Raw genomic sequence first — 712 nt, 5'->3', positions numbered from 1 at the left:
CTTTACGAGTGGTTGGCGAGCCAACGCGACCAGATAATTGAACTATCCAAGATTAGGTTGGCTGAACTGCGCGCGAGCGGGGGAATCGGTCGCAAACCTGATCTCCACCCTGAATCTTCGTGGCGCGCAAACCTACATGATGGACCTGGAAGACGATTTCCCAGCTTCTGATCCGACAAGGATGACCCTATTCGGTCGTTCATTCGACGTGAATCTACCGTTGCGCGTGCTCATGGTGGCTGTGGTGATCCTAGTGGCTTGGACCACGTACACCGGTACTCACCCCGACATCGAATTTCCGTCCGGAGCGCCCGTTGACACCAAAAGCGACTCTTCTTCTGTTGCGGCGGTCGCGGGTGGAGACGCCCCTCAACCGGAGGTAAAGATTGGCGCGAAGTCGACGCTACCAGCGCAAGCGGGCGGCCTCCTTCGTCAGCAGTTCTATTCAGCCTACATGGCCGCCTGCCTCATCAATGCCAAAGCTGGCAAGACTTTGCCTGAAGTCGAGATGTCGCCGCAGCTCGTCAACCGCAAGGTGGCCACCGTCATGAACTTGCCGATTGTGTACACGGCAATCGGCGATTCGGCGTTCAGTCTCACCGTTGGCGGGAACGTCCCCGACGACATCCGATTCTCTGCTGAGTACGCGGAGATCGTAGCCAAAGGACGGCGCATCACGCCGAAATCCTGCGAGAGCGTCGCCGAAGAGCTT

The 712-nt window shown here is 57.9% G+C and carries 1 protein-coding gene; it reads left to right on the top strand.

Annotated features, from left to right (window positions below; genetic code table 11):
• Positions 1 to 136: 136 nt before the first annotated feature.
• Positions 137 to 712, top strand: a 576-nt coding sequence (locus ACTWQN_RS38005; protein ID WP_443208526.1) for a hypothetical protein, incomplete at its 3' end; no start/stop codon positions are given.

Origin of the sequence: Saccharopolyspora antiqui (assembly GCF_052246905.1) — a bacterium.
Taxonomy (GTDB): Bacteria; Actinomycetota; Actinomycetes; order Mycobacteriales; family Pseudonocardiaceae; genus Saccharopolyspora.
Note: the sequence above shows the minus strand (reverse complement) of the source record. Positions and strands in the feature narration are given on the sequence as shown.